This window comes from Catenibacterium faecis (assembly GCF_014306455.1).
In the GTDB taxonomy this organism is placed as follows: domain Bacteria; phylum Bacillota_I; class Bacilli_A; order Erysipelotrichales; family Coprobacillaceae; genus Catenibacterium; species Catenibacterium mitsuoka_A.
Window position 1 is genome coordinate 1 of the sequence record NZ_JACRWG010000087.1, and the last position, 5,560, is coordinate 5,560.

Genomic DNA, 5,560 nt, shown 5'->3' on the forward strand with positions numbered 1-5,560 from the left:
AAATTATATATGTCTTTTTGACTATCTTTTTATATCTTCTTAAATGTCCGCAAAGCCTTATTTTATAGGCTCTACGGGCATTTTTCTTTTGTGGTAAACCTCACATATCTAGGTCTATCTTCTTATATTTTCGCTATCAAGCGTGGTTAAAATCGTGGTAAATACTTCTTATGCGATTAGACGCTGAACCTCTGATTTTGCGGTATCTATGGACGCATGAGCATACCAGTTCATTGTGATACTGATATTTGAATGCCCCATGATATACTGTAAATCTTTCGGGTTCATGTTCTTGCTTGCCAGCCTTGTGCAGAATGTATGGCGTAGCGTATGCGGTGTGATATGTGGCAAGGGATTGTCCTTGTGGTGCTTGTTGTATTTCTTTATCATACGGACAAATAAGGCGTTGTAATCAATCGCAACTTTGGGCTTGCCTTTATGATTGACAAATAGGAAATTGCTCCGTCCGTCTATCACAAATGGTTCTGCCTTTGGGTGTTTCTTCATAACCCGTTGAAATGCCTGTATTGTTTCTCTGCTTAATGGCACTTGCCTTATTCCGCTCTTTGTCTTAGGCGTTTCAATATAATAACCCTGTTCCTTGCTCTTTAGTAACTGGTGGTCGATAACCACAACCTCATGGATAAAATCAACGTCCATGATTGTCAGTCCGCACAGTTCCGAGATACGAAGTCCTGTCTTTAACAGTATCAGCACATCATCATAATACTTGTGATACACATTGTCCGTCTTGATGAATGAGAGTAGGGCTTGTTCCTGTTCCTCTGTCAATGCGACTTTCTCTTTGGTATCATTTTCTAGGACTTCACTTAACTTGAAATCAAAAGGGTTTTTCCTTACACAATCGTCTTGTATGGCGATATAGAATGACGCTTTTAACGAGCGTTTATGGTTGTTAATGGTGTTATAGGAAAAGCCTTTGTCTTTCATGCGTAATGCCCATTCCTTAGCGTCAGAGGGTTTTATCGTATCAATGCTCCTAGCACCTAACTTGTCCTCTTTCAATAACCGCATGAGCTGTTCCCGTTGTTTCTGTGTGCTTTTCTTCACGTTTGCCCTCTGTGTGTTCTGTTTAGCGTAGAGTTGGCAAAGCGTCATTTTCTTGCCTGTGCTGTCGATACCGTCCTCAATATCCCGTCTTATCTGCTGTTCCAGTTCACGAAGTGAGGGTTTTTCCCGTTTTCCCTTTGGTGTCGGGTCTGTGGGTGTCAATCTCCAAGCATACACATATTTTGTGTTTCCAAATGCGTCCACATATTTATATAAGTATTTTCCGTCTGTTCGTTGGCTCTCTCCAGTATGCAGGATACGTTCTTTGCTATCCCGTCTTTTTTCTTTCATGGTGTCTGCTCCTTTCCTTGTTGGAAAGAGCCTTGATATGACTTGTGTTCATCATAACACATACAAGGCTCATTTGCATTAGATTGCGTCCAATTTGTCAATGACCTTTTCAAATTGTCGGCGTTTAATCTGTATGCGGTTGCCATTCATAATGAGCCAGCCAGCGTCCTTGTTTTCCTCTGCCAATCGTCTTAACTTGTTTTCTCCGATACGGAAATATTTTGACGCTTCTTCAATGGTAAGGGTGTACTTTTCCCATACAGGAATATCGTTGTTATTCATTAGATACCCCCTTTCCCTTGTTTTGTGTCATACTGGATATAGGGGATAAGGTCGGTGCGGTTTATCCTCTGTAAGTGGGCGGTTAGTTTGCTGGAAAGGGAATTACTGTATCTTGCCTTATCAAGCATAGTTCCCACTTTTTCCAGTCCACCTAATGCGTCATGTTCTTCTAAGAAGTAAAAACTTTTGACAGCGGAAATCACGCCACCCTCTGTGAGCCATTGCTGTGTTTCTTCAAGAGAATTATGTAGTTTCGGTACTTGCACTTTCAAGACTTCCACAGCCCCTAAAAAGCGTTCCCAAAACCGACACGTTTTCCATCTGCTCTTATTACTTTCATTTCTGTTTGGCACGACAAAGCGTAGGTTGTTTGCCAATAGCCCGAAAGCCAGTTCCCCAAGTTCCAGCGGTCTGTCTTTGAATGTCATGGCAAAAGCATGAGCCTTATCATCACGCAGTTGCATTTCTGTCCGTTTCCAACTGCCAACTTCATCAAGTGTCTTATTATGTTTTGAACAGACTTCCTTATCTTTATCATAAAAGCGGTAGGACAATCCCGATTTACCAGCACCGATATAAACAGTCTTTGCGGTGTCGAAATCATCAAACTTGCTTTCGTCAAAGTGGTAGCCCTCACTATTAGAAATAAATTCCTCTTTTTCGCATTTCTTCTTTATCTGCTCTATGGTAAAGAATGGCTTTTCGTTCTTATCATCAATGGCAATATCAAGTCTTGTAAAATGGAAGTTATCCAGTCCGTATCTTCGCTCACAACGTCGGAACATATCTCCAAAGGTACAATTCCTACTATCGAGAATACGGAAAATATCATCACAACCTCTGCCAGTCATAACAAGATAACAGCCTAGCCCCTGTGGGTTGTCCTCTGTCTTTCTTGCGTCCCCCGATACATAAATATCTCCAATCTGCCAGCGTGCTTGATAAGTCTTGAATTTTATCGTTGCTGGATAAACATTGAAAATGTCAGTCGGTAAACCTAAAATGTGCATGATTACATCTTCAGCGGTTGCAGTATCAAATACAATGCTGATGTAATCAATCTTAACGGATAAATTTTTGTGTGTAGTTATAGTGCATTACTCCTTTCGTACTTCCCGTTTTTTTGCGGGGTAAAAATCGTGTTTTGTCCTTTATTTATCACAGTTTCTAGGTACTATGACATGTATGCGCAGGGCGGTGTTACATATACGCCCTTTACGAACGCCTAAAGGCGTTCCCTTTCTTCCTGTGTCTGCCCCGTTCTTAACGCTCACGAGCCTTGTAAGGCTCGTGGCTAAACGGAACAGCCCAGTCAGAAATCCGATTTTCAGTCTGATAGTCCATGCCTATTCATGCTATCAAAGTGAAAATATCTATTCTATATGCTTACTCAAGCGTGTGATTGACCCTAGCGTGCTTAATCGCTCTATCTAACACGATAATAACGCCATTAGAATTACTTGTCAAGAAGTTTTTGTTGACTTTTGGATATAGATTAAGTATGATATGCTTATAAACGTCAAAAAAAGCAACGAAAGGAGCGGTTATACTAAGTTATGGAGCATTATGAAAAGAAAATCAGTTTCTTAGGAGAGAACATACAAACCATAAGAAAATACAGAGGAATGAAACAACAGGAACTTGCGGACAAAATCGGTATCAATATGCAGAGCCTTTCCAAGATTGAACGTGGTGTGAATTATCCTACCTTTGATACATTAGAAAAGATAATGGACGTGCTGGGTGTAACCCCAAATGAATTACTGTCGGGAGAATGGAAGTATGTTAATCAAGCCGAAAAGGAAGTCTGCCAGTTTTTAAGAATTGAAGAACGACTAAATGCAGAATTAAAACATGGGCATTATGACAACTTCTTTGACAGCGAAGAAGAATGGCTGGAATATGAGTTGAAAAAGTTACGGGAATATATTACCGACTACATCAACGGAAAAAGCATTGTAGCGTCCGACCTTTATCCAATCAAAGAATTTATCCAGCATTTGAAGTTTCAAAAACTGTTAGACCACTATGATGATTTATACAGCATGGATATGTTCGGTGAAAGCATAGAGGGACATAAATATAGGACACCTTATCAAGTCGTAAAAATGATAAACCCCAATTCAAAAGAAGATATGGAATTATTACGGGAAGTATTGAAAAATAACGATTTTGATGATGAGGACGAGTAACCCTTTTCCTCTTTGTAGAAGATACAGCAAACAAAAAGCCCAGTAAAGAGTGCAAAGCACCACCAATGGTGGCAAGGCTCTTGACAGGGCTTTTCCTTTACTGTTTGTGGCAGACAAGAGGAAGAAAGGGACAAAATCTGATTTGTAGTAAATTATATAAAAACGATATGAGATGTATTTGTATCATTTTCTTGTTGACACCATTTATATTAAGTGATATATTTGTCTTATAAAGATACAAAAACATCACATTGAAAAGAGGGATGATTATGACAAAAAAACAAATGAAACAAGTTATCTTTATGGGAGTAGGGTGTGTAATATTACTGATTGCAGGGATAATTTACTCTTTATTATTTAACGACGCACGCTGGGTTAAAAACATGGATATGTCTAATTATGTATTTTCCATAAAGGATATACCAATGTTGATAGTCGGTGCTTTGATAGCTATTTATGTCTTATATGTAACAGTTATCTTCTTTAAAAACGCCTTTTCTAAAAATTTTAAAGACAAAAACTATTCAAGAACAGTATCTTCATATTGGGGACTGTGTGGAATATTTGGATTTCTAGGTTTTAGCGGTTTTTGGACTTATTTTGAATATGGGAAAATATATCCTTTTGTATTCTTTATATTTTTTGGCTTTTTCGGCTTTTTCTTTGAAGGAAAACTTTCTCACACTTTAGAAGATGAACTTTTTTTAGAAAATAAAAGAAAAGCAGAAATAAACGCCTATAAAGTAGGATTTAAACTTCTCTTTATAGTCATTTGGCTTATGGCAATAGGAATGTTTTCTCGTAATGTGGAATGGTGTGCAATTTTTATGCTCATTTCTGTTTCACTTATCTATGCTTTAGTCATTTTTCTTAGCAACTATTTATTATACCGCTACGAAAAAGGAGAATAAGTCATGGTAGAAGATTTCATGTGCAACTTAAAGGTATATCGTGTAGCACAAGGTTTAACACAAGAACAACTGGCAGAAAAAGTCGGGGTTCGTAGAGAAACAATTATGAGGTTGGAAAAAGCACAATACAATCCATCTCTAAAACTGGCGATTGATATTTCACGGGTTCTCAATGCACCGATAGAAGATATTTTCATTTTTAAATAAGATAGTGGTAGTAAATTCGGTTCTATGTGATATTGGGAACAATAGAATATTAAGTTTTACATCAATATAAGAGTAATGCAACTATAATGTTAATTTGTATTGCTTGGAGGAACAATACCTGATGAAGATGATAATGATGTCATCGCAGAACAACTTGCAAAAATCAGTGAACAGATGGCAATTAAGAATAGGCGTAGCAAAAAAATTTGGAAAATTGCTGGGGTTATATTCCTAGTAATTGTGCTATTGAATATCCTCTTGATAATATTTAATATGTCAGTATCTAAAAACGTTTCAACAGATAGTAGCACCACTTTCATAGAAATAGGTGAAGATGATGTGATTGATGTAGAATAATTTCCAACATACAATCCCAGTTTGACAACTTTATATCCATACACACAAAGCAGTTAGTCTTAGGATTGACTGCTTTTTAACAAAAGACACCACTCAGGTGTAAAGGGTGTCTTTTTAGTGCTATTTTATTGTCATATCAAGGCTCATTCAATTGTGGTAAATTCGTGGTAAATTAAATAATTTTCTATACTTCAAAGTGCTTGAAAGTATAGTGTTTATGCGGATAATCGCAAATTAGATATAAAATTT

At 37.6% G+C, this 5,560-nt stretch carries 7 protein-coding genes; 4 read left to right on the top strand and 3 right to left on the bottom strand.

Annotated elements, in window-relative coordinates:
* Positions 1 to 168: 168 nt before the first annotated feature.
* The 3 genes from H8909_RS12325 to H8909_RS12335 all read right to left on the bottom strand — a co-directional run bounded on the left by H8909_RS12325 (position 169) and on the right by H8909_RS12335 (position 2,705).
* On the bottom strand, positions 169 to 1,362 hold the full coding sequence (locus H8909_RS12325; protein WP_003127058.1) for a site-specific integrase: 1,194 nt from the start codon (positions 1,360 to 1,362) through the stop codon (positions 169 to 171).
* 78 nt (positions 1,363 to 1,440) lie between these two features.
* Positions 1,441 to 1,644 (bottom strand): excisionase, encoded by a 204-nt coding sequence (locus tag H8909_RS12330; protein WP_002610247.1) that lies wholly within the window; start codon positions 1,642 to 1,644, stop codon positions 1,441 to 1,443.
* Positions 1,644 to 2,705 carry a replication initiation factor domain-containing protein gene (locus tag H8909_RS12335; protein ID WP_173816749.1) on the bottom strand — a complete coding sequence of 354 codons (1,062 nt, stop codon included), beginning with the start codon at positions 2,703 to 2,705 and terminating at the stop codon, positions 1,644 to 1,646. The genes H8909_RS12330 and H8909_RS12335 overlap by 1 nt, the downstream gene beginning before the upstream one ends.
* 495 nt (positions 2,706 to 3,200) lie before the next feature.
* On the opposite strand from H8909_RS12335, the gene H8909_RS12340 reads away from it, so the two are divergent.
* From H8909_RS12340 to H8909_RS12355, 4 genes are all read left to right on the top strand, one after another.
* Positions 3,201 to 3,836: a helix-turn-helix domain-containing protein gene (locus H8909_RS12340; RefSeq protein ID WP_055304083.1), complete on the top strand. Its 636-nt coding sequence runs from the start codon at positions 3,201 to 3,203 to the stop codon at positions 3,834 to 3,836.
* A gap of 269 nt (positions 3,837 to 4,105) precedes the next feature.
* A complete protein-coding gene (locus H8909_RS12345; protein WP_015527882.1) occupies positions 4,106 to 4,747 on the top strand; it encodes a DUF2178 domain-containing protein in 642 nt (213 codons plus the stop codon).
* A 3-nt stretch (positions 4,748 to 4,750) separates the two neighbouring features.
* A complete protein-coding gene (locus tag H8909_RS12350) occupies positions 4,751 to 4,954 on the top strand; it encodes a helix-turn-helix transcriptional regulator (protein WP_015527881.1) in 204 nt (67 codons plus the stop codon).
* Positions 4,955 to 5,053: 99 nt separating this feature from the next.
* Positions 5,054 to 5,311 carry a hypothetical protein gene (locus H8909_RS12355; RefSeq protein WP_055157184.1) on the top strand — a complete coding sequence of 86 codons (258 nt, stop codon included), beginning with the start codon at positions 5,054 to 5,056 and terminating at the stop codon, positions 5,309 to 5,311.
* Positions 5,312 to 5,560: the final 249 nt, after the last annotated feature.

Coding starts and splice junctions, on each gene's coding strand:
- H8909_RS12325 (WP_003127058.1), bottom strand. CDS start 1,362: ATGAAAGAAAAAAGACGGGATAGCAAAGAACGTATCCTGCATACTGGA.
- H8909_RS12330 (WP_002610247.1), bottom strand. CDS start 1,644: ATGAATAACAACGATATTCCTGTATGGGAAAAGTACACCCTTACCATT.
- H8909_RS12340 (WP_055304083.1), top strand. CDS start 3,201: ATGGAGCATTATGAAAAGAAAATCAGTTTCTTAGGAGAGAACATACAA.
- H8909_RS12345 (WP_015527882.1), top strand. CDS start 4,106: ATGACAAAAAAACAAATGAAACAAGTTATCTTTATGGGAGTAGGGTGT.
- H8909_RS12350 (WP_015527881.1), top strand. CDS start 4,751: ATGGTAGAAGATTTCATGTGCAACTTAAAGGTATATCGTGTAGCACAA.